Source organism: Pedobacter kyungheensis (assembly GCF_000812965.1).
GTDB classification, from domain to species: Bacteria; Bacteroidota; Bacteroidia; order Sphingobacteriales; family Sphingobacteriaceae; genus Pedobacter; species Pedobacter kyungheensis.
Genome location: NZ_JSYN01000015.1, coordinates 121,804 through 143,803 on the forward strand (window position 1 = coordinate 121,804; position 22,000 = coordinate 143,803).

The window sequence follows — 22,000 nt, forward strand, 5'->3', positions numbered from 1 at the left end:
TATGCTAATAGATAAAATACTAAGTAATCTAAATAATTTTGCGGATTTAGGTAGGCAAAAAGCATTTGAACTTGGTAATCCATATTATTATCAAGCGGCTAACGACAATGAATACTGGAGAAAGGAAATGCCTACTGGAGAAATTTTTTTAGTACTTTTCGAAGTTAAATACGATCAGGATGGGCATCCAATTAAAATCGTAGATACTTTTCAGGAAAGAATCTCTTAACTATGCTTCATCCTGAGTTTTTTGTAATTACCGGACCAAATGCAGCTGGAAAATCTAGTTTTATACGATCCAGATTGAATGATTTTGCAGGTTTTGAGGTAATTATGACTGATGTTTATAAAGACAGAACTAAGAGTATATTCGATCAGGCGATCGTTGAACGTAAAAATATTGTATTCGAAACGGTATTTAATAACTCTTCATTCAAAAATGATAGATTAAGTGAAGAGGCGTATCAGATTATTATTAACAATACCAACTTTAAAACTGGTAACTAGAAATGGGATTAAAAGCAGCATTAAGTAAACCCTTTGCAGCATTTGCAGTCTGGCAAATTAACAAGTGGAAGTATAATGCCGTAAATGCCCAAAATAAAATATTTAGAAGACTAATTGATGAGGCTAAACATACCGCATTTGGTAAAGACCATCGTTTTGCTCAAATCAAAAGTTACGATGATTTTAAAAAGTATGTTCCTGTTCAGGATTATGAAGGGCTAAAGCCTTATGTAGATCGTGTGGTTGCCGGAGAAGCCGACGTGCTTTGGAAGGGCAAACCTCTTTACTTTGCTAAAACTTCGGGTACTACATCTGGCGTAAAATACATTCCACTTTCTAAAGAATCGATGCCCGAGCACATTAAAGCTGCCCGTAATGCCATTTTAACCTATATTAACGAAACAGGAAAGGCTGGCTTTGTAAATGGTAAAATGATCTTTTTACAGGGAAGTCCTGTTTTGAGTGTAAAGCATGGCATAAATGTAGGACGTTTATCGGGCATTGTAGCGCATCATGTGCCTGCTTATCTGCAGAAAAACCGTTTGCCCTCTTACCAAACCAATATTATCGAAGATTGGGAGCAAAAGGTTGATGCCATTGTTGAGGAAACCATTAACGAAGACATGACCCTGATTTCGGGTATTCCGCCATGGGTACAAATGTATTTCGATAAACTTTCAGAGAAAACAGGAGGCAAAAAAATTGCGGAGATTTTTAAAAATTTTAGCCTGTTTATTTATGGAGGGGTAAATTTCGAACCTTACCGGGCTAAAATTGAGCAAAGCATCGGCAAAAAGATAGATGCTATTGAAACTTATCCGGCTTCAGAAGGATTTATTGCCTACCAGGATTCGCAAAAGGATAAAGGTTTGTTGTTATTGGCCGATGCAGGTATTTTTTATGAGTTTATCCCGGTAGACGAGTATCACAAACAGCAGCCTAAACGTTTATCGTTAGGAGAAGTTAAACTGGATACCAACTATGCCTTGGTTTTAAATACCAATGCCGGTTTATGGGGCTATAGCATTGGCGATACGATTAAATTTGTGTCTAAAAACCCATATAAAATTGTAGTTACCGGGCGTATTAAACATTTTATTTCGGCATTTGGTGAGCATGTAATTGGCGAGGAAGTAGAACACGCCCTGTTAAGTGTGGCCAACGAAGAAAAGGTAGAAATTACTGAATTTACAGTTGCACCGCAGGTTAATCCAAAAGCAGGAGAACTGCCTTACCATGAGTGGTTTATCGAGTTTTCATCGCCGCCTAAAGATATGGCTACTTTTAGTAAAAAGGTAGATTTGGCCTTGCAAAAGAAAAATATTTATTACTTTGACCTGATTGAAGGCAATATTTTGCAACCTTTAATTATCCGACCTTTGCAAAAAGATGCTTTTGTAAATTACATGAAAAGCCAGGGTAAGCTGGGCGGACAAAATAAAGTGCCGCGCCTGAGCAATGACCGGAAACTGGCAGAGGAGTTGGAACGGTATATTGTTTAAACAATTCGTCATTGCGAAGAGGAACGACGAAGCAATCTCATTAAACAAGTCAGATTGCTTCAGCTCGCTCAGGTTCAGCTTCGCAATGACGGAGCGATACTAGATGTGAATAATAAAGCTTAATCAATTTAAGCGTTACGATATTAAAAGATTTGAAAAGAATAACCATATTAGGTTCTACAGGAAGCGTGGGTACACAGGCATTAGAAGTTGTAAGAGACCATCCTGCAGCCTTTAAAGTTAACGTGCTTTCCGCACTCAAGAACGCCGAATTACTCATTCAGCAAGCGCTCGAATTTAAGCCTGCCGTGGTGGTCATTTGCGATGAAAGTAAGTACAGCGAAGTTAAAAATGCCTTGTCTGCCGTTAACATTAAAGTTTTAGCCGGCGAAGCAGCTTTGGCCGAAGTTGCGGCTTACGATGATAGCGATATTGTGCTCACCGCCTTAATGGGATCGGTAGGGTTAAAGCCTACTATTGCGGCCATAAAAGCGGGTAAAAATATTGCTTTGGCCAATAAAGAAACTTTGGTAGTAGCTGGCGAACTGATTACTCAACTGGCTTCCGAGCATCAGGTTAAAATTTTACCGGTAGATTCTGAACATTCGGCTATATTTCAATGCCTGGTAGGTGAGGAACATAACCCGATCGAGAAAATTTACCTTACTGCATCGGGCGGGCCATTTTTAGGCAAAACAAAAGATTTCTTGTCTGCCGTAAAGAAAGAGCAGGCTTTAAAACACCCCAACTGGGTTATGGGTGCTAAAATCACCATTGACTCTGCTTCGTTAATGAATAAAGGACTTGAAGTGATCGAAGCCAAATGGTTGTTTAACCTCGAGGCCGATCAGGTTGATGTAATTGTGCATCCGCAGTCTATCATTCATTCACTGGTGCAGTTTACCGATGGATCGATGAAGGCGCAAATGGGCGTGCCCGATATGAAATTGCCCATTCAGTACGCCATCAATTATCCCGACAGGCTAAAAAACAATTTTAAACGTTTTAATTTTCTGGATTATCCAAACTTTAGCTTTCAGCAAGCCGATATGGAAACCTTCAGGAATTTAGGCTTGGCTTATCAATCGTTAAGAAAAGGCGGTAATATGCCTTGTATTTTAAATGCAGCAAATGAAATTGTGGTTGCAGCATTTCTGGAAGATAAAATTGGCTTTCTGGAGATGAGCGATGTGATTGAGCAATGTATGGAGGAGATTGGTTTTATTGAAAAACCGCAATTGAGCGATTATTTAGAAACTGATAAACATAGCCGTATCTTAGCCGGCGAATTAGTAACAAAAAGTATAGTTTAACATCTAACCTAAAAATTTTATAAAAAAATATGAATGGATTGATTATGGCGGGGCAGTTGCTGCTCGGATTGTCTTTATTGGTTATTTTACACGAATTAGGACATTTTCTGGCAGCCAGGGCATTTGGTATTAAGGTAGAGAAATTTTATTTGTTCTTTGATGCCTGGGGTTTTAAACTTTTCAGCTTCAAAAAAGGAGATGTTGAATACGGTGTGGGATGGTTGCCTCTAGGTGGCTATGTAAAAATTGCCGGTATGATTGATGAAAGCATGGATACCGAGCAAATGGCTCAACCGGCACAACCCTGGGAGTTCCGTTCTAAACCGGCCTGGCAACGTTTAATTGTAATGCTGGGTGGTATTATCGTGAATGTAATAGTAGGTATCGTTATTTTTTGGATGCTTACCTTTAAATATGGTCAAAGTTATACGGTTAATGGTAAACTTACTGATGGTATTTCTGTAGGTACCCTGGGTAAAGAAATAGGTCTTAAAAACGGCGACCGTATTCTGGCCATTAATGGAAATAAATTAATCCGTTTCGAAGATGCCATTTCGAGTAAAGTATTGTTTGATGGTGCACAATTAACCGTTTTAAGGGGGAATCAAACCCTGTATGTATCTATTCCGGATACCATTTTGAACAAGCTTTCTAAAAACGATAAAGAGAATTTTATCACGCCAAGATACCACATGGCTAGTGTGGCTACTGTTTTGGCACCTGATGAAAAAGCAGATCAACCTTCATTTTTTGATAAGCTTTTCAAAAGGAAATTCGAAAAACCAGTTTATCCGGCTTATGCAGCAGGCATAAAACCTGGTGATAGTATTTTATCGGTTAATGGTAAGCCTGTTACCTTCTTCGATCAGTTTAAAGAAGAAGTTTCTGGCAATAAAAACAAACAGATTTCAATTCAGGCTCTACGTAAAGGAAAAGCAGTTGAATTTAATTTAAAGGTTGGCAAAGATGGTACCATTGGCGTTGGCCCTAACTTTAAAATGCCCGAAACTGCACATGTTGATTTTGGCTTTATAGAATCGTTACCGGTGGGTGCCGGCATGGCCTGGAGTACCTTTGTTGATAATGCAAAAGGTATTGGTAAAATGATAACCGGTAAATTAAGTGCACGTAACATCAGCAGCCCGATTGGTATTGCCAAAGTATATGGAAGTACATTTGATTGGGTTAAATTCTGGACATTAACCGGATTAATTTCGATGGCGCTGGCATTTATGAATTTATTGCCTATTCCGGGCTTAGACGGAGGCCACGTAGTGTTTTTGTTGATCGAAATGGTACAACGTAAGCCGGTGAGCGAAAAAGTGCTTGAGCGTGCCCAGATTGTAGGTTTCGTAATTCTGATTTGTTTAATGGTATTTGCTTTTGGTAATGATATTTTAAAATCATTCGGTAAGTAAAACCTCATTGATCATATAGCCACAGCTATGCAACTCTTTAAGAAAGCATATCTGTAGCTTTTTAATTAAATATCCGGCATGAGTACACAACATCAACCCGATTATTTTGAGTTTTACGGGCTTCCCATACAGTTTAATCCCGATCAGCAGGAAGTGAAAGCTAAGTTTTATGCTTTCAGCAAGCAATATCATCCTGATTTTTATGCTAACGAGAGCGAAGAAAAGCAGGAGGAGGTTTTGGCACTTTCTACACTTAATAATAAAGCCTACCAAACTTTAAGCAATGCAAAGAAGCGTTTAAAATATGTTTTGGAGTTGAAGGGCATTGTAGAGACCGATGAAGGTTATCAGTTACCGCAATCATTTTTAATGGAAATGATGGATATTAACGAGGCTTTGATGGATTTGCAGTTTGAACCCGATGCCGAAAAACTAGCTGAAGTAAGCAATAACATCAGTACAGTTGAAAAAGAACTTAAAGAAGAGCTACAAAGCCTGATGAATCAGTTTGATAGTAATCCAACGGCTGCATCGGAAGTTTTATTTGCTTCGATAAAGGATAATTTTTATCGTCAGAAATATATAGACCGGATCAGGGAAAAGCTCGCGTAACAAATATTTACGCGGGCTTACGCTTTAGTCTTTGTGCTTTAAGCTTTGGTCTTTAAAACACCCGATTGTAAAATCATTTCTTTGTTTTTGAAGGCTAAATACTTTGTTTTACTTTCGGAGCAAACAATCAGATACATGAACAGTTCACTTTCTATTTTTCGTAAGGTAGCCGTGGCCGAAGGGATTTCTTACCTGCTTTTATTATTTGTAGCCATGCCTTTAAAGTATTTCGCTAATATGCCATTGTATGTAAAATATACAGGCTGGGCACATGGTTTGCTGTTTGTGCTGTATGCAGCTACGTTGGTGATGGCCTGGCAAGAGCAAAAGTGGAAATTTGGTAAAACAGTACTTATTTTTGTAGCCTCATTACTGCCTTTTGCGCCTTTTATTGTAGATCGGAAGCTGAAAGACGAAAGGCCTGAAAACGCAAGCCGCATACTGTAAGTCAGTTGCAGGTTATTTTAAAATATTTTTTGCATTTTAAGTTACATTATCTACATTTGCAACCCCGTCCAATAAGAATGCCCGGATGGCGGAATTGGTAGACGCGCTGGTCTCAAACACCTGTGGGAAACCGTGCCGGTTCGACTCCGGCTCCGGGTACTGAATAAGCCTTAACAATCTAATTGTTGAGGCTTTATTTTTTTATGTCATACTTGAATGGCGTTCCCACTTATGTAATTAAAAATTTACAGCCAGTTGCAATGCTGTTTTGGCCAGATCGTTTTGCAGCAAAATATAATACCTTATGTTTGTGCTGCACATTAAAATCGAAATGAGACTTCGGTTGAAAATGCGAAATACAGGTAAATTTCGGATAGCTCAACGCTGTTTTACAATTTTTACTGTTCCGTTTAACCTTCAATCCGTTCTACCATCCGTTTGAAATTTAAATGTGCTTTGACCCGTTTCCCGGTCAGTTTATAGCTTTAGTAATTGAATCAAAAAAGATAGTCAAATGCACTTAAACCGAATTTTTTATATTAGTCTTCTTGTACTGGTGATTAGTGGTTGTGGAACCAACAAAAATGTTAGTCGCCAGCAAACCTCGTTTGATAAGGGAATTCAACAGATTAACCATGTGGTGGTTATCTACATGGAGAACCATAGTTTTGATAACTTGTATGGAGAGTTTAAAGGGGCAAATGGTATAGAAAATGCTAGAAAGGGAAATTATATTCAGGTAGATAAGGATGGGAATCCCTATAAATTCCTTCCCGAAATTCCAAGAAACAATTCTTTCCCAACCAATCTGCCCAATAATTTCTTTAACATAGATCAGTATGTGTCTGCAGATAAGGCCAGCCCTGATGCCACCCACCGTTTTTATCACAACCAAATGCAGATTAATGGAGGCAAGATGGATAAGTTTGCGTTGTATAATGATTCCAAAGGCCTGGCAATGGGTTACTACAATACAGAGAAACTGCCTCTGTATCCTTTTGCAAAGCAGTATACGCTATGTGATAATTTTTTTCAAAGCGGTTTTGGTGGTTCCTATTTTAACCATGTTTATTTAATCTCGGCTGGCGTAGCGGTTTGGCCTGATGCACCAAAATCAATGGTTGCACAAGTCGACGCATCGGGCAAACTGATTAAAGATGGTGCTGTTACCCCTGATGGTTATGCTATTAATACTGTGTTATCCAGAAATAAGCCTTATCCTGCAAAATCAGACACTACTCAGTTAATGCCTGCTCAAACCATACCAACTATAGGCGAGGGTATGACCGAGAAAGGTGTTTCATGGGCCTGGTATTCTGAAGGATGGGATGATGCTGTTGCCGGTAGAAAAAATAACTTTGCTTATAACCATGAACCTTTTCTGTATTTTGCTAAATATAAGGAAGGAACAGAAGGGCGGAAGCATTTAAAAGACCAGAATGATTTCCTTAAGGCTGCAAAGGAAGGAAACCTGCCAAACGTTTCCTTTGTGAAACCAGGTGGTGGTAATGATGAGCATCCGGGTAGTTCGGCAGTATATTCTTCAGAACAATTGGCTGTAAAATTAATCAATGCCGTACTCGAAGGCCCTAATGCAAAAGATGCATTGGTTATTTTAACCTATGATGAGTTTGGTGGGTTCTATGATCACGTACTGCCGCCAAAAATTGATAGATGGGGACCGGGAAGCCGCATTCCGGCAATTGTTATCGGGCCATTTGCTAAAAAAGGTGTAGTAGATCATACGCAATATGAAACTGTAAGTATCCTCTCTTTTATCGAACACAGATGGGGCATTAAGCCTTTGGCTGAACGGGATAAAAATGCAAACCCGTTCCGGAATGCCCTTGTGTTCAAATAATCAGGGCCTGTTAGTCCGGTGATGGTGTTATGTTGAATAAGGTTGGAATTATAGCGTTACTGTTTGTAGCAGTGTTTGCCACCAGTTTTAGCTCGGTCGATTCCGGCTATACTCCACAAAAACCGGCCAGCCAGCGTGAGCTAAAAGTTCAAAAACAGGTTTTAAGTGAGATGCTATCCTTTCGCAACTATCTAAGGGATACCCTTTTTTTTGAAGTTAACAAAGCGCAGCCTGATGAACAAAAGCTTAAGCAGGCCTTCCTGCAATCCAGGTTATTGTATAAAAAATTCGAATGGGCGGCAGCATATTTTAGTGCCGACCTTAATAAAAGATTAAATGGCCCTCCTGTAAATGAGGTCGAAAATGCCGATTTATTAGATGCTTCCTTCATCCGTAGCGTAGATCCGATGGGGCTGCAAGTGGTCGAAGGATTTATCTACCCCGGTTACGATGTTGCCAGAAAAAATGAGCTGATTAGCGAAATAAAGCATTTAATAACCAATACAGAATATGTAATGTCTTATTTTTCTGCCCTTTCACTGGCAGATTGGCGGATTTTAGATGCCGCAAAATTAGAAGTATTCCGGATTATTACTTTAGGGATTACCGGCTATGATAATGCACTTTCGTTAAAAAGTATGGAAGAATCTTCCATGTCCTTAAAAAGCTTACGTCCTATAATCGGCCTTTACCTCAAAGACAAAAACAGCACTCTATTAACTGATCTCGACGGCTCGGTCAGCTATCTTGATACCCATGTTGATTTTGATTCCTTTGACAGGGCTGTGTTCATTAAACAATTTGGCAATAAGATTAGTGCCGGGATTACCGAGTTGGAACAAGCATTGCCCGGGCCTAAGATTAAATATAACCGGATGCTGAACCAGGAGGCTGCAACATTATTTGATGTAGATGCTTTTAATGTAAATGCATTTGCTCCCGGCCCTGAATTTCAGGCTACACCAGCGAAAGTAGCATTGGGGGAAAAACTTTTTTACGATGTCTCACTCTCCGGAACCCTGAAAAGAAGTTGTGCTTCCTGCCATCAGCCTGATCTGGCTTTTACAGATGGGCTCACCAGGAATACAGATATTCACCATGCTTCCAAATTATTAAGCAGAAATGTACCAACCTTGCTCAATGCAGCCTTACAATCAAATTATTTTTATGATAACAGGTCTTTAACTTTGGAAGACCAGGCCCTCGAAGTAATTAAAAGTAAGCAGGAAATGGATGGCTCGATGGAAGCTATCCTGAAATATCTTTCCGCCAATAAATCATATCAGCTATTATTTTCAAAGGCTTTTTTTATAAAAGATAAACAAGCAATTGATGCCGGACAGGTAACGAATGCGCTTGCCAGCTATGTGCGTAGCCTGACTCAAATCAACAGCCGGTTTGATGATTATATGCGTGGCACAGAGAACGCACTATCTGCACAGGAAGTGGATGGTTTTAATTTGTTTATGGGGAAAGCAAAGTGTGCAACCTGTCATTTTATGCCTTTGTTTAATGGGGTAACCCCGCCAAAGTATGTGCAGAGCGAGGTAGAAGTGCTTGGTGTACCAGTTTCGCTAACAGACTCCACTTTGGATGCTGATTTAGGTTATTACAATGTAGTTGGAGTAGATAGTTATAAAAACGGTTTTAAAATTCCCACGATAAGGAATATCAAAAAAACTGCACCTTACATGCATAACGGGATATACCAGACTTTAGATCAGGTTATGGATTTTTATGATAATGGCGGAGGTGCTGGCTTGGGGATGAAACTGCCTAACCAAACCCTTTCGAGTGAGCCCCTTCACCTTACAGTGAAAGAAAAAGCAGCAATCATCGCTTTTATGGAAAGCTTGGAAAGTAAGCCCATTACCCAAAGTAAGGGAGCAGCCTCCATTTTACCAGAAAGATAGCACCATTGATCTTAAGTTTTCCTTTGTTTTTTACCGCAGTATACCAGTTATTAATCGTTTCCCCGAAAATCGAAAATTACACTAAAGTGTAACCGATATTTAAAATGCGATAATGAACTTTACAACTGGAAGTCAAATAAATTAACCAGTTAAATAAAGGTCATTATGGAAACGAAAAAAGCACTTAAATTTACTTTAGCAATTGTAGCCATCATTGTTGGTGTAACCTTGTTTAAACAATTCGATTTTCAGTATTTAAAATTTGAAAAGCCTGCGCTGGCAGCCGTATATTCGATTACATTTATTGGTGCTGTTTATTTTTTGTTTAAAGGCGAAAAGCGTAAGTAAAACTGCTGAAAACAATATAACTGCTCAGGCTGAGTAAGTCATACTATAAATATATTCAAACAGCCAAAAAAAAGACCGATATTGGGCTTACTAAGTGCCAATGAGATTATGCTCCTGTGCTTGCTACTCAGTACTTAATACTTCAGTACCTACAAGCACTACTTTCAACTTACTACCCAATCACCTCTATAATCCCATCTCTTTCCCTTATCTTTGCGGCAATTCAATATTTTCATACTGTGATTAATGTAAATAACATCTCCGTTTCATTTGGCGGAACCACTTTGTTTAGCGATGTAACCTTTTCGATAAACGAAAACGATAAGATTGCCCTGATGGGTAAAAACGGTGCAGGTAAATCGACCATTTTAAAAATTATTGCCGATGTAGCCAAGCCTACCACTGGTAATGTAACTGGTCCGAAAGAGGCGGTAATTGCTTATTTGCCCCAGCATTTGCTTACCCAGGATCATGTTACCGTTTTTGAAGAAACGATGAAGGCTTTTGCAGAGGTTAACCAGATGCAAAAAGAGCTTGATGAGCTGAATGAGCAACTGACCATTCGTACAGATTACGAAAGTGATGACTACATGAAACTGATTGAGCGTGTATCGGAGCTGAGCGAGAAGTTTTACTCGATTGAAGAAACCAATTATGACGCAGAGGTAGAGAAGGTATTGAAAGGCCTGGGTTTTGAACGTAAAGATTTTACGCGTCAAACTTCCGAGTTTTCGGGTGGATGGCGTATGCGTATTGAGCTGGCTAAAATCCTTTTAAAGAAACCTGATTTAATTTTACTGGATGAGCCTACCAACCACATGGATATTGAAAGTATTCAATGGCTGGAAGATTTTTTAATCAACTCGGCAAAAGCGGTGATGGTTATCTCGCACGACCGTGCCTTTGTTGATAACATTACCAACCGTACCATTGAAGTAACCATGGGCCGGATATACGATTATAAGGCTAAATACAGTCATTATTTGCAGTTGCGTGCCGATCGTCGTGTACATCAGCTAAAAGCCTATGAAGAGCAACAACGTTTTATTGCCGATAACCAGGAATTTATTGACCGTTTCAGGGGAACTTATTCTAAAACCCTACAGGTACAATCGCGGGTAAAAATGCTCGAGAAGCTCGAAATTATTGAAATTGATGAGGTAGATACTTCGGCATTGCGCTTAAAATTTCCTCCATCGCCACGTTCAGGGCAATACCCGGTAATGGTCGAAGAATTAACCAAAACCTATGGCGATCATGTAGTGTTTCAAAAAGCATCGATGGTAATTGAAAGGGGAGAGAAAATCGCTTTCGTGGGTAAAAACGGCGAAGGTAAATCGACCATGATTAAAGCCATCATGAACGAAATTGATTTTGAAGGCAGTTTAAAAGTTGGTCACAATGCCAAAATAGGTTATTTTGCCCAAAATCAGGCTGCATTGTTAGATGAAAATTTAACCGTATTCGAAACCATCGATCAGATCCCACTAACGGATGGTACCATCAAAATTAAAGACCTTTTAGGTGCATTTATGTTTAGTGGCGATGATACCACTAAAAAGGTTAAAGTACTATCTGGAGGTGAAAAAACCCGTTTAGCTATGATTAAGTTGTTGCTTGAACCCGTGAATGTGTTAATTCTGGATGAGCCGACCAACCACCTGGATATGAAAACCAAAGACATTATTAAAGATGCCCTGAAAGATTTCGACGGAACTTTAATTCTGGTTTCTCACGACCGTGATTTCTTAGATGGATTGGCAGAAAAAGTATTCGAATTTGGCAATAAACGCGTACGAGAGCACTTTTCAGATATTAAAGGCTTCCTGGCTTATAAGAAAATGGACAGCCTTAAAGAAATAGAACAAAATTAATCTAAAATTGCAGGCTGTAATGTGTATACCTTACAGCCTGCATAACTTATACCTTTGCTATTTTAATACGGCCCTGGTACCTGCCTTGTAATATAATTCTGCCAGTGCCTTCTGGTAACCCGCAACCATACTTTCCTGCTTAATTTTCATCTCTATCAACTTGGTTTCGCGACTGTTGATTAAAAAAAGCGTGCTTTCGCCTAAATTAAACTTCTGGTTTTCGCCATTTACAAGCACCTGCTGGTTTTCGATACTTTTTAACTGTACCGCAAGCTGTGCAGCGTAGGCCGACAGGTCATTGTAAGAAGCCATTACCTGGTTTCTGATTTCCCTGCCCGATTGCTGAAGGTCGTAATTCAGTTCCTGCTGTTTAATTTTTACCTCGCGAAGCTTACCGCGTTCAGCCCTTAAAAAAAGTGGGAAGGCCAGTTCGACACCAACTTTGTAGTTGCTCCAGTTAAAATCGTAATAGCCTGGCACATTGCTGTTAATGCCGGTTCGGCTGGAGATGAGGTTGCCAATAACATTCAGTTTAGGCTTCAGCATTTCCTGACGGTAACTTTTTTCAACGGCCAGTTGCTCACCCTTACTGCGTAATTTTAAAATTTCAGGGTGCTGGTTGGCAGCCTGGCCCAATAAGCTATCCAGTAACTGTGCGTTGGGGCGAGCTGCTTTGTTAACCATACTTTGGGGCAGTGCATCTGCAGGCAGTTCCATCGGGTTGCCCGCTTCGTTCCACAAATGATTGGAAAGTACCAGTCTGGCATTTTGCAGTTCGATAGCTGTTTTTTCCTTCTGGATAATCCGCTCCTGTACGGTAATATAAGCCTCGACTGAGTCTATCCCCGGTTTATCGCCTATTAGCGTTTGCGCACTGAGTGCTTTAAACCGGCGTTGCGCCAGATCAAGCCCTTCGTTAACCAGTTCAAACTGCTTGTGGGTATAGTACCAGTTCCAGTAATCTTTAACAATACCATACCAGGCGCCGTTAATCTGTTTCAGCTGGTCGGCCTCTGCATATTGCACCATGATTTTCGATTGGCGCAGCGTGCTTCTCCGCGCATCAATAATTAAACCTTGCCCCAAAGGGATGCTCAGACCAACGGCCGATAAACCTTCTCCATTTGTACGGCTTTCGGGATTAACATAAGTACCCACATTGCGTTCGTAACCCACTTTTAAGTCGGCGCCAGCAAGCCAGAGCGGTATCTTTAATTCATTGTTCCACCGGTTGTAATACTCGGTGTTGCCAAATAATTTGCGGCTAAACCCGGCTTTTAATTCAGGATCGAAGTAGCCGAGCGATTGCAGCACTTTTGCCCGGGCCGATTCGCTGAGCAATGCCGCCTGCTTAATAATGGGATGGTACCTGAAAACCATCAGCTGCAGATCATCAAGCGCGAAAACTTTAGTGCTATCTGTATGCTTTGATACAGGTAGCGTGATTGCTTTTTGCGCAAAAATTACCTCAGCTGATAGTACGAAAAGTAGGAGTACGCCAGATATTTTTTTCAAAAGAATATTCATAATCTTCCTCCCAATCTATTTCTTATCCTTAGCAAGGCCTGCAGGCTCTTTCTCCAAACTAGGCGGAAAACCATTAAGCTGACGCCATATTTCATACCAAAGGGGAACAGAGCGTAAAATGATGCGGCCATAAACCCCCGAACCCTGCCTCAACTGTGCTGGCCATGGTTCGTCTTTTGATGGAACCGGATTGGTTTGACTCACCAGTAAACGGTATTTCCCGCCTGTGCTGCTCATGCGATCGATAGAAAAAACCTTGCCTGCAAAGGTACCCACTGCTACTGATGGCCAACCAGAGAACTGTACCGATGGCCAGCCTTCAAACTGCAGGCGTACATCGCTGGTATCCAATATTAGGGGCACATCCATAGCACTTACATACAATTCTGCAGCTACCATAGGCGATTTTGGCTGCAAAGTAGCTACCGACTCACCCTCCTTAATGTTTTCGCCAATACCGGCCTTTAAAGTTTTAACAATAAATCCGCTTTGTGGCGCACGCACCACATACAGGCCGCGCCTGATACTTACATTCGAAATATCGTTGCGCAATTTGGCGATATCGCCCTGCGCACTGGCTTTACTCGATATGGCCGAACTCATATCTGATTGTGCTTTCGACATCGATTCCTGGTACTTCGCCCTGATATTATCGAGCTCAATTGAAGCATTTAATAAGCTCTGTGCCGAATTGTTTAGCTTATTGCGTTGGCTAATTACCTTGGCATTGTCTTCCTGCAATTTAAGCCTGCGGGTTTCAATATCTGTTAAAGAGAATAGACCATTTTTATAACCGGTTTCGTATCGTTCTAAACGCACCCTGGTTGTCTCATAAAACTTTTGAACCGCCAGCAGCTCCGCGCTATCAATGCTTACATAGTTTTTAGCCTGTAGCACCTTATTTTCGGCGGCTTTCATCTGAAAGCGTAAGCCGTCACTCAAGGCCTTCATCTGGGCTTTGGTGGCATCAATCTTTTGTACTGCAGCAGTTTCGCTACCGCGCTTGGCATCCAACTGTTCGTTCAGTCTTGTGGGTAATTCAGGGTCGAAATAAGATTGACTGGTTTCTGAAATTACCAGAATAGTATCGCCCTTTTTTACTTCCTGCCCTTCGCGTACGGCCCAATGCTCTATACGGCCACCAATCTGGTTTTGCACGGTTTGTGGCCGGTCTTCAGGTCGAAGTGCGGTAACCCTACCACGACCCGGAATGGTTTGGCGGTAGGGGAGAAAAAGCAACAGTACAAAAAAAGCCATAATAAACAGGAGGATTCTACCCAATCGCTTGGTTCCCCGTGCATCGATAATTTTGCTGTTGGCATGTACCGAAAGTGTTTCCCAGTTTTGTAATTCAGTCAGATTATTGCTATTGAGCTTACCCATGGTTAAAATCTCCTTCCTCCAACTCCAGGTCGGTTACTACGGCAAGTTTCTCGCTACCGGTTATCATATCGAACACCGTATTTAAATTGGTCATCAGTTTTTCGATGGCATAACTAATCTGTACAATAATTACCTCGGCAGCTACAAACTGGCCAAAAGTCATTTGTCTTTCTACGACGAAATAAGAGCCTAAAAGCAGCAGGGCACCCATCAGCATGGTACGCATGGCCACTGCACTAATAAAAAACTTTTTAAGTATACCGAAATGATCATTACGGGCCTGGATATAGTTGGCCGTAATTTTATCCGTACGCTCGATAATTTCCTTACGCTTTGCGGAACTGTTTCTATAGGTATCCAGATCAGAAGCAATATCTTCCAGATAGCCGACCACTTCGTATTTATAGCCCGATTCTTCAATACTGGTTCGCACAGCCTGACGATAATACAACATCAGGATTAAGGCGATTACAATCAGCACAAAAGTGCCGAAAGCCATAAAAACCGGATGATAAAATGAAAGGAGAATTACACTGAAGAAGATCAGTACCGCTGCGGCAATAATATCAACCAAAAGTTTGGTCAGGCCTTTCTGAATGGTAAGGATATCGAAGAAGCGGTTGACAAGCTCAGTAGGGTTTTCGCCTTCGAGCGCTTTCTTTTTAATTCTGGGCAGGCGAAATGCGAACTCCAGCGCTGCTTTGGTAAAAATCTTTTGCTCCAGAAACTCAACCAGGGTAAGCTGGCCAATCAGCAACAGGCCACCCACAACAATGCCGACCAAAATTACGGCGATAAGAATGTAGGTTGAGCTGTACATTGCCCCGTTGGATAACAGGTTGAAAACGGCACTGGTACCCAGGGGCAGAGAAAGGCCGATTAAGCCAATAAGTATGGCATAAATATAAATATAATTGATGGTTTTACGCTCTAAATGGAGCATACGTACCAATCTTTGCCAGGGCGAAGGCGCACCGGCAACATGATGATTTTTCATTTTTTTATTTTAAAATCAGGCACAAAACAGGTTGCAGGGCAACATTATGGGCCTGGGGTAAATTTGAATGTGATTTTTAAAGGCAATAACTAATCTTCAGACTGGCTTAAAGACATTAGTGTATTAGATGGTGTTTATCTAAAATTAAGCAGCCAGATCCGGAGGCGGCGTGGGTACATTTTTAGCCGGCGAATTGCATGGACGCAAGCCATAAAGGTATTGGTTAAGGTTCTGGCAGTTGGTTGGAATTGGGTTTAAACAAGCCGGAGCAGAAGATTCGTAAAGCATGAGTTTCTTCTTTAGCTTTTCGAAAGATTCTTCTTCCTTGGCCTTATTTTCTTCGCTGCTTTTTTCAATGGCATAAACGCAACCCGGAGACAACAAGATGGTTATTGCACTGGTAAAAAATTTAGTAGCAAACAGGACCAATACCAGCATGCCAAAAATCTTTTTCAATAAGTTTTTTCTTAATAACCTCATCATCTGGATACAAATATAGGGTCAGAAAAACCTTCATGAGGCATCTGGAAGCTAAAATCAGGTACTTTTTTAAAAGCCTGACACAAATGTTATACTAGCATTAGAACGGGATTAGAAAATGCCGAAAAACAGATTTTTTTAAAATAGGTATGCTTAATGTGGTGTAAAAAGGAAAGCGTCTGTTAGCATTCAGCAATAAATGAGCTGCATGCCAACAAACGCTAACAGAGGACGTTAATTGGTGTAAGTTTAATTTGGAATAATATCCAGTATCTGCATCAAATGATCGATTACCGCATTTGGTTTGGCGTTTTGCAATTGCTCGCGGGTATGTGCACCTGTTGTGATACCAATGCTCAGGCTGCAACCGGCATTCTGGCCTTCTTCAATGTCGACGCTCGAATCGCCAACTTTCATCACTGCGCTGCCATCGGCAATTTCATATTGTTTCATGGCAAGTAAGATCATATCCGGTTCGGGCCTGTTCTGGCTAACTTCTGAGGCGGTAATCAGGGCGTCAAAATCTTTACCAGGTGTCCATCCAAGCCGGTTAAGTATGGCTTCGGCAGTAGGGCGGTCGTAACCCGTATTCAATACTGTGCGGATGTTTTTTGCTTTAAGTTTTTCGAAAAGATCGGTAGCACCTGGTTGTGGCAAAATAGGTTCAACCTCATAAGCCAGTTTTAACTGTTTAATAAATTTTTCGTAAATATTGTCTACCAGTGTTTCGTTAAAGTCTGCTCCGTATGTTTTAAGTACCGATCTGATGGCCGCTTTCTTTTCTTTTCCGGCAGCTACCGCTAAAACCTGGTCAAGATTGTAAGCAAAACCTGCCGCGTTAATGGCATTCATCAGGGTTTTATAAACCAGGTTATCTTCATTTACTGTGGTGCCGGCCATATCAAACACGACCATTTTAATTTCAGGGTGCATCGCTATTGTTAAATAGAGTTAATTAAATAAGATTGTAAATTCAACTTGCTAAAAGTATTTCGGCAGCAAATATAATCATGTTAGTAATGCTAAACAAATGTTTAGTAAAAGTTAACATTTAAATTAACATTTGTTTACCTTTGTTAAACATTAGATGTTCACTTTTGTAGCGTTGGCCTTAAAAAGGCAGGTAGTGCTAAATTAGTGTAAATAAAATAGCGCTAAGAATAAATTGTTTATGGATAAAGCAACACTTATTGTCTTCAATGGAGCTGGTAAAGCCCTCGAAGAAATAAAAACTGATATCCCTGATTTAAATCCGGGAGAAATACTTGTTAAAAACCTGTATACCACCATTTGCGGGAGCGATTTGCATACCTATTGTGGCTTAAGGCAGGAGACTGTGCCAACTGTTTTAGGACATGAAATTGTTGGCGAGATTGCAGGTTTTCATCCCGGTCACACCAGGAAAGATTATGCAGGTACAGTACTTGAAATTGGCGACAGGGTTACCTGGAGTATTTTTGCTTCTGATGCAGATTCGGTAAAAGCAAAGGCCGGAATGCCGCAGAAAGCTGAAGGCCTTTTTAAATATGGTCATGCGCAGGTTACGGCTACTGATGCCTTGCATGGAGGCCTTTCTACCCATTGTGTGTTAAAACCGGGTACAACTGTTTTAAAGCTCAGTAAAAAAATTCCACTCAAGGTTGCGGCTACTATTAATTGCGCCGTGGCTACTGTTGCAGGTGCTGTGCGCCTGTCAGGAAGTTTGCAGGGTAAAAAAGTTTTAATTTCTGGCGTGGGTTTATTGGGCCTGGTTTGTGCCGCAATGTGTAGCGCAGATGGAGCAACCGAAATTCATGTAGCGGATTTAAACAGCGACCGGCTAAAACTGGCTGAGTCATTTGGTGCCAATGTACAGCATTTGCTGAATCAAAATCCGGTTTTGCCGACTAACATTGATGTAGCTTTTGATATGAGTGGCTCGCCTGATGCGATGGAGATGGGGCTGGAGGCATTAACTGTGGGTGGCATAGCGGTTTGGGTAGGTGCGGTATTTAAAACCCGTAGTGTGGCTGTTAATGCCGAACAGGTGGTAAGGAAACTGAATACCATTAAGGGGCTTCACAATTATAACTATGATGATTTTTTGCAGGCCGTAAAATTTATAGAAACAAATTATTTAAAGTTTCCTTTCGAAGAACTGGTTTCGGCTGAGTTTGCATTGGAAGATGCCGAAAGTGCCTTTAATTTTGCCGTGGCCGATAAGCCCGTGCGTGTTGGTGTTAATATAGCTCATGATCTGTAATGAATAAAGAAAAGGCAATTAGCCAAAAATGGAAGATGTTATTGGTAACCATGCTGTGTTACCTCTTCTTTTATACCGGCCGGCATAACTTTGGCTGGGCCGTAAAGGGAATGGTAGCTTCGCTGAATATTCCTTACAGCACCATTGGCTGGATTAGTTTTTGTATGCTTATCGGTTATGCAATCGGGCAGTTCATTAATGGTAATCTGGCCGATAGGTTAAGCCCAAAACTCATGGTGGTATCTGGTGCTTATCTTTCCATCATAACCAATGTGGCTATTAGTTTTTCGAACAGTGCAACGGTAATTATGATATTATGGGGGCTTAACGGTTTTTTTCAATCGATGGCCTGGGCGCCAGGTGCAAAACTGATTAATAACTGGTGGGATGAGCATGAACGCGGTAAGGCTTTTGGTTTTTATACCATGGCTGCAGGACTTTCGTCGGCAGTGACCTATTTAATCTCAATCATTCTATTACAGCGGGGAATTGAATGGCGTATGCTTTTCAGGTTACCTGTACTTTTATTGCTGGTATCGGCAACTATTTTCCTCATTATTGCTAAAGATAAACCTGAAGCAGAAGCTAATGAAGTTAAAGCGCTAAATACTGAACCAGAGGTTGATTGGCTCGATCGCTACAAAGAAGCGTTTAAAAACCGTAAATTTCTTTTTACCTCACTAGCCTTTGGTTTTGAGAGCATGGCCCGTTATGGATTAATTTTCTGGGTGCCCGTACATTTTCTGGGTAAAAACTGGAAAGATAATCCCGGAAACATTTGGGTAACGTTCCTGCTTCCCATTGGTATGGGAATTGGTGCACTCTGTTTTGGAATTCTTTCTGATACTTTTTTTAAAGGAAACCGTTTAAAAGCCATCGTAGTGGGCATGTCGGCAAGTGCCGTTTTATCGCTGCTTATTTTCTTTGTTCCTGCTCAGCAGCTTGTACTAAGCGGGATTTTGATGCTGTTAACCGGTTTCTTTGTTTATGGACCTCAGGCTTGTTTCTGGCCTTTAAGTCCTGATATGTTGGGCAGCAAGCTAACCGGTACGGGCGTTGGAATTATGAATATGTGCGGCTATCTTTTTGCTGCGGTAGGCGAACCTTTTTTGGGATATGTAATAGACATTACAGGCGATAGCAATAACATTTTTATTGTAACTGCATTGGCTTGTCTGCTGTCGGCAACCATTACATTCTTTGTTTCGCGAACAAGTAAAACCGTTGTCCATAAATTACCTGGAGTAATGGAAGCGGTGTAATCGTAAAGATCATTATGAGTTTAAAAGGAATAAATAAACGTACAGTTTCAAATTTATTGGGTTTGCTCGATCAGTTGGAAGAGCTCGACCGCGCATTAGGGGCCAGTGAAGAAGAGTGCAATCAGGTCAGGGTATTTAGGCAAGATCTGAAAGAAGCCTACCTGCGGTATGAACGTATGCTTACCGAAATAGCGGTGCATGTGGGCATTTGTCAGGATATTTACAATAAAATAAGGTTAAGGTTTGTTCCCGAAAAACTAAAAAGATTGCGGCGCGAAGTTCCGGAAGATAGTTTTGAGTTTATTCTGCTTAGAGAAAGTATCAGGAAAAGCCATTTGTAAAAAATTGAATATTTTTCATTGTATTAAAAGAGTCTGAAATTTATTTTTCAGGCTCTTTTTTATTTAATTTAAATTGCCTAGCTTCATATCAGCCACAAAAAAAAAACATATTTGAGTGAAAGTGTATTGTTGCTCATAACCAGTAAATTAATTTAAATCCAAACTGTTTAAAACTGGATGAGTAGAAATGCGTAGGTACTAATTTTTAGAAAAATGCTCTCTTTGTGGTTCGCATCTGCGATACAAAACGTTTATTCCGAATTAACTATCCTTTCCTTCCATGAATTTTACCTATACCTGGACGATCTCAAAGAAAATATTACTCCTGTTTTTGATCCTCACCATTATTTCTGCCGGGGCTGCTTTCTTTGTGCTTAACAGCATAACAGGTAAACTGGGGAATGTTTCTAAGCTGGCCACCAATATTGAACATGGCCAGTCTGAACCAGAGCAGATTTTGTTGCTCATTCACCATGCCGAAGGCGATTTTCAGGAATCGATGCTCAATTCAGGCAGTAAAAAGTATACCGCTTATAATACTAAAATATCAAAAGTATTCCTGATGATTGATACTTTGCTGAAGGCGCAGGCCGATACGTCGCAACTTACAGCATTGCAAATCAAAAAGGTTAAATTCTGGTATAACAAGAAATCGGCCTTGTCCAATCAGCTTTATTCGCTTAAACACAGTTTCGATTCGCTCTTAACGCTTTACGCCGATTATAACAGGGCCGCCACCCAAGTGGGGCAGGGCACAACAGTAACAGAACACAACTTTGACCGGAATGTAAAAGTAAAGATGGATACCGTGCTTAAAGCCAAACCTGTGGCTAAAAAAGGTTTCTTTAAACGGTTAAAAGATGCCATAAATAATAAAAATGAAGTATCAACTGTCGAAATCACCAAGAAAGAAAGTACGCAGACAGCCACAGTAAGTAAGGAAAAAGAAACGACCAGCAACGACCGTAAAGTTTACTTGAATAAGCTTAAGCTTTTGCAGCGTGAAAATGAAAAACTGTTGGGTATGCAGCATGAGCTGATTGTATTAAATAGTCATATCAGCAATGAGCTGGAAAATATTATCAACAATATGAAAGACATCAATTACCGGATGATTGATGAATTCAAAGTACTTGCCCTTAAAAATTACCAGGAAACGACTGCGCTGTTTAACAAGTTTTATTTGACAGCACTTGTTATTATTGTGGCATTTGCGATACTGTTGATTGTTTTCATTGTTAAGTTAAATAAAGCCGAACTGTTGTTGCGCGCAGAAAATGAAGAAGAAGTAAATAAAGCAAAGCAAAAAATTGACGAACTGGTTAAAAAAATCGAGTTAAATGAGCAAGACCGTTCGCCGGTAAAAATGGAGGAGTTAAAAGAGATTGTACAGCTCGCAGTAGAAAACAACCCTGGCTTTTTGGTTAAGTTTAATGAGTTTGATGCCGATTTCGGTAAAAAATTGCTTGAAAGGGCACCAACATTGGTTGCTGCAGAAATTGAATTTTGTGTATTACTCAGACTGAATTTCGAAACCAAAGAAATTGCCCGCTACACCAAAACTTCGGTAAGGTCGGTAGAAAGCCGTAAATACCGGATCAGGAAAAAGCTGGATATTCCATCAACCGCAGATATCAATGTCTGGATGAGCCAGATTTAAGTGCTAATATCATCTTTTTCTGATTTAATTTATAATTATTATATTTGTAGTATAATGACACTTAAGACATTACATATCGATAACCCGTCGAACAAGGTTTTAGACTTTGTGAGAAAACTGCAATCAGATAAGGAAGCAAAATTAAAGCAACTTGATGCTGAGAGAGAAAAGTATTTCGCAAAAAAGAAATAATCTGAATGGGTGAAAAGCGAATTATCAATGATGAGGTAGATCATTATATTCATCTCATCTCTGCGGCACATAACCTGGCAGATATTGAATTACTCCAAAAAGAAGTGTTGAATAATAAATA

The 22,000-nt window shown here is 40.4% G+C and carries 20 protein-coding genes and 1 tRNA gene; 16 read left to right on the forward strand and 5 right to left on the reverse strand.

Going from position 1 to position 22,000, the window contains the following annotated elements; translation table 11 throughout:
* Nucleotide 1: 1 nt before the first annotated feature.
* From OC25_RS13325 to OC25_RS13380, 12 genes are all read left to right on the forward strand, one after another.
* Nucleotides 2-229, forward strand: coding sequence for a hypothetical protein (locus OC25_RS13325; protein ID WP_039476803.1), 228 nt, complete (start codon nucleotides 2-4; stop codon nucleotides 227-229).
* A 2-nt stretch (nucleotides 230-231) separates the two neighbouring features.
* Nucleotides 232-507, forward strand: coding sequence for a MutS family DNA mismatch repair protein (locus OC25_RS13330; RefSeq protein ID WP_039476805.1), 276 nt, complete (start codon nucleotides 232-234; stop codon nucleotides 505-507).
* 2 nt (nucleotides 508-509) lie between these two features.
* A complete protein-coding gene (locus tag OC25_RS13335) occupies nucleotides 510-2,009 on the forward strand; it encodes a GH3 auxin-responsive promoter family protein (RefSeq protein ID WP_039476808.1) in 1,500 nt (499 codons plus the stop codon).
* A 152-nt stretch (nucleotides 2,010-2,161) separates the two neighbouring features.
* The gene (locus OC25_RS13340; RefSeq protein WP_082018597.1) at nucleotides 2,162-3,322 is read left to right on the forward strand and encodes a 1-deoxy-D-xylulose-5-phosphate reductoisomerase; all 1,161 of its coding nucleotides are present in this window, start codon (nucleotides 2,162-2,164) and stop codon (nucleotides 3,320-3,322) included.
* 29 nt (nucleotides 3,323-3,351) lie between these two features.
* On the forward strand, nucleotides 3,352-4,740 hold the full coding sequence (gene rseP / locus OC25_RS13345) for an RIP metalloprotease RseP (protein ID WP_039476812.1): 1,389 nt from the start codon (nucleotides 3,352-3,354) through the stop codon (nucleotides 4,738-4,740).
* A gap of 78 nt (nucleotides 4,741-4,818) precedes the next feature.
* The gene (hscB, locus tag OC25_RS13350; RefSeq protein ID WP_039476813.1) at nucleotides 4,819-5,352 is read left to right on the forward strand and encodes a Fe-S protein assembly co-chaperone HscB; all 534 of its coding nucleotides are present in this window, start codon (nucleotides 4,819-4,821) and stop codon (nucleotides 5,350-5,352) included.
* A gap of 135 nt (nucleotides 5,353-5,487) precedes the next feature.
* Complete coding sequence (locus tag OC25_RS13355; protein ID WP_039476816.1) at nucleotides 5,488-5,799, forward strand: DUF3817 domain-containing protein; 312 nt, start codon at nucleotides 5,488-5,490, stop codon at nucleotides 5,797-5,799.
* 79 nt (nucleotides 5,800-5,878) lie between these two features.
* Nucleotides 5,879-5,958: transfer RNA gene (locus OC25_RS13360), tRNA-Leu, on the forward strand.
* Between the two features lie 355 nt (nucleotides 5,959-6,313).
* A complete protein-coding gene (gene acpA / locus OC25_RS13365) occupies nucleotides 6,314-7,660 on the forward strand; it encodes an acid phosphatase (protein ID WP_039476817.1) in 1,347 nt (448 codons plus the stop codon).
* A 29-nt stretch (nucleotides 7,661-7,689) separates the two neighbouring features.
* The gene (locus OC25_RS13370) at nucleotides 7,690-9,573 is read left to right on the forward strand and encodes a cytochrome-c peroxidase (RefSeq protein ID WP_052266195.1); all 1,884 of its coding nucleotides are present in this window, start codon (nucleotides 7,690-7,692) and stop codon (nucleotides 9,571-9,573) included.
* A gap of 165 nt (nucleotides 9,574-9,738) precedes the next feature.
* Nucleotides 9,739-9,921 carry a hypothetical protein gene (locus tag OC25_RS13375; protein WP_039476819.1) on the forward strand — a complete coding sequence of 61 codons (183 nt, stop codon included), beginning with the start codon at nucleotides 9,739-9,741 and terminating at the stop codon, nucleotides 9,919-9,921.
* A gap of 239 nt (nucleotides 9,922-10,160) precedes the next feature.
* A complete protein-coding gene (locus tag OC25_RS13380) occupies nucleotides 10,161-11,795 on the forward strand; it encodes an ABC-F family ATP-binding cassette domain-containing protein (protein ID WP_039476821.1) in 1,635 nt (544 codons plus the stop codon).
* Nucleotides 11,796-11,852: 57 nt separating this feature from the next.
* Here the strand turns inward: OC25_RS13380 and OC25_RS13385 are convergent, their stop codons facing one another.
* From OC25_RS13385 to OC25_RS13405, 5 genes are all read right to left on the reverse strand, one after another.
* Entirely contained in the window at nucleotides 11,853-13,310 is a 1,458-nt protein-coding gene (locus OC25_RS13385; RefSeq protein ID WP_245221997.1) for a TolC family protein, read from the reverse strand.
* A gap of 27 nt (nucleotides 13,311-13,337) precedes the next feature.
* Nucleotides 13,338-14,705: an HlyD family secretion protein gene (locus OC25_RS13390; RefSeq protein ID WP_039476825.1), complete on the reverse strand. Its 1,368-nt coding sequence runs from the start codon at nucleotides 14,703-14,705 to the stop codon at nucleotides 13,338-13,340.
* Entirely contained in the window at nucleotides 14,698-15,702 is a 1,005-nt protein-coding gene (locus OC25_RS13395; protein ID WP_039476827.1) for an ABC transporter transmembrane domain-containing protein, read from the reverse strand. The genes OC25_RS13390 and OC25_RS13395 overlap by 8 nt, the downstream gene beginning before the upstream one ends.
* Nucleotides 15,703-15,846: 144 nt before the next feature.
* Nucleotides 15,847-16,185: a hypothetical protein gene (locus OC25_RS13400; RefSeq protein WP_209435593.1), complete on the reverse strand. Its 339-nt coding sequence runs from the start codon at nucleotides 16,183-16,185 to the stop codon at nucleotides 15,847-15,849.
* Between the two features lie 246 nt (nucleotides 16,186-16,431).
* On the reverse strand, nucleotides 16,432-17,115 hold the full coding sequence (locus OC25_RS13405) for a phosphonatase-like hydrolase (protein ID WP_039476832.1): 684 nt from the start codon (nucleotides 17,113-17,115) through the stop codon (nucleotides 16,432-16,434).
* 238 nt (nucleotides 17,116-17,353) lie between these two features.
* Between OC25_RS13405 and OC25_RS13410 the strand changes: the two genes are divergently transcribed.
* The 4 genes from OC25_RS13410 to OC25_RS13425 all read left to right on the forward strand — a co-directional run bounded on the left by OC25_RS13410 (nucleotide 17,354) and on the right by OC25_RS13425 (nucleotide 21,687).
* Nucleotides 17,354-18,424: a zinc-binding dehydrogenase gene (locus OC25_RS13410; protein WP_039476834.1), complete on the forward strand. Its 1,071-nt coding sequence runs from the start codon at nucleotides 17,354-17,356 to the stop codon at nucleotides 18,422-18,424.
* Complete coding sequence (locus OC25_RS13415; protein ID WP_245221999.1) at nucleotides 18,424-19,686, forward strand: MFS transporter; 1,263 nt, start codon at nucleotides 18,424-18,426, stop codon at nucleotides 19,684-19,686. The genes OC25_RS13410 and OC25_RS13415 overlap by 1 nt, the downstream gene beginning before the upstream one ends.
* A 14-nt stretch (nucleotides 19,687-19,700) precedes the next feature.
* Nucleotides 19,701-20,027 (forward strand): hypothetical protein, encoded by a 327-nt coding sequence (locus OC25_RS13420; RefSeq protein ID WP_156131472.1) that lies wholly within the window; start codon nucleotides 19,701-19,703, stop codon nucleotides 20,025-20,027.
* Nucleotides 20,028-20,307: 280 nt separating this feature from the next.
* Complete coding sequence (locus OC25_RS13425) at nucleotides 20,308-21,687, forward strand: helix-turn-helix transcriptional regulator (protein ID WP_039476837.1); 1,380 nt, start codon at nucleotides 20,308-20,310, stop codon at nucleotides 21,685-21,687.
* The last annotated feature ends 313 nt before the right edge of the window (nucleotides 21,688-22,000 follow it).